This is a genomic window from Caballeronia sp. M23-90, assembly GCF_053574605.1.
Genome location: NZ_JBSIPA010000782.1, coordinates 1 through 1,579, shown reverse-complemented (window position 1 = coordinate 1,579; position 1,579 = coordinate 1). Strand labels below are relative to the sequence as shown.

The window sequence follows — 1,579 nt, the reverse complement described above, 5'->3', positions numbered from 1 at the left end:
TAAGCCACGCACGGACATCGGGCGCGAGGCGCAACAGCGCAACGGCGACGATCAGGAGCACGAGCAAGAGGACCAGCAAACCCACGCGGCTTTTGACCGGCGCGCGCCATCGCTCGGAAGAGGAGGCAAGCGTGGTCATGCGACCAGATCCCTGGCCGGACTTCCCAGCGACTCCGCTTCATAAGCCGGCACGCACATAGGCGCACCGGTCTGAGGGTGTGCGATCTTCAGCATCCGCACGCCGAACGTATCGTTGAGATGATGCGGGTCGAGCATGGCATCGGGCGCGCCATGAGCGACGATCCGGCCGGCGCGCATCAATACGATTTCATCGCTGAACGCGGCAGCCTGGTTGAGGTCGTGCAGCACCCATACGATCGTCAATCCGCGCTCGCGATTCAGCCGCCGCAGTTCGCGGAGAATATCGAGTTGATGATGGATGTCGAGATAGGTTGTCGGCTCGTCGAGCAACACGATAGGCGCCTGTTGCGCCAACGCCATCGCGATCCACACCCGCTGACGTTCGCCGCCCGAGAGCGCGGCGACATCGCGTGCTGAATCATCGGCCAGGCCGCTTGCTTCGAGCGCTTCATCGATCGCTGCGTGATCCGCGCGTGTCAGTCCTCTCAGCCAGCCGCCATACGCATAACGCCCGTATGCAACCAGTTCACGCACAGTCAGCCCTGCCGGAATCTGGTTGAACTGCGCGAGCATGGTCAGCGTCCGGGCGAGCACGCGCCGGCGCAATGTACCAATAGGCACGCCGTTCACTTCGACATGTCCGCCGAGCGCCGGCTGCAGTCCGGCAAGCGTGCGCAGCAACGTGCTTTTACCGCACCCGTTCGGGCCGCACAGCGCGGTGACCCGCCCTGCCTGAATACTCACATCCAGCCGATCAAGCACTACATGTTCCCCGTATCCAACCGTCAGCGAGTGCGCGGCCAGTGCGGGTCCTGCGGGCAATGTCATCGTGTATCCGTCCGCTCGCTGTAGCTTTGCGCCATCGCGACCACGACCTTGCGCGGTCCTTCGAACGGATCGCGGGCGTGCGCGGTCAGCATGTTGTCGAGCATCAGCACGTCGCCGGTCACCCACGGAAACACGATGCGCTGCTCGTCCAGCACGCCGCGAATTTCCGCGAGCGCTTCAACTTCTATCGGTTCGCCGTCGCCGTAATACACGTTGCGTGGCACGTTTTCCAGGCCGACGGCATCGACGAGTGCTTCCTGTATGTCTTCATCGAGCGTCGAGAGATGGAACAGATTCGCCTGGTTGAACCACACCATCTCGCCCGTGCGCGGATGGCGCGCGACCGCCTGGCAGCGTTCGCGGGTACGCAGGAGCAGTTCGTCAGCGTCGCCATCGCGCCACTCGTATTCGATACCGCGCGTTGCGCAGATCCGTTCGACCACTGCCGGGTCATCTGAGCCGAATGCGTTTTGCCATGGCAGATCAAGTCCTTGCCCGAAGTTGCGCACGTACAGCAGCTCGCGTTTTGCAAAACGTTCGACCAGCGCGGGATCGAGCGCCCGGTAGACTGCGCGACGCCGATTGCGGACAGCCGCGCAGTCTACCGGGC

General features: G+C 63.3%; 2 protein-coding genes. Both read right to left on the bottom strand.

Annotation, left to right across the window (positions count from 1 at the left end):
- Positions 1-135: 135 nt before the first annotated feature.
- Positions 136-969, bottom strand: coding sequence for an ABC transporter ATP-binding protein (locus tag ACRXB1_RS35820; RefSeq protein ID WP_449494743.1), 834 nt, complete (start codon positions 967-969; stop codon positions 136-138).
- The coding region (locus ACRXB1_RS35815) for a TauD/TfdA family dioxygenase (protein WP_449494742.1) at positions 966-1,579 on the bottom strand (614 nt) is incomplete at its 5' end. The genes ACRXB1_RS35815 and ACRXB1_RS35820, both read right to left, overlap by 4 nt.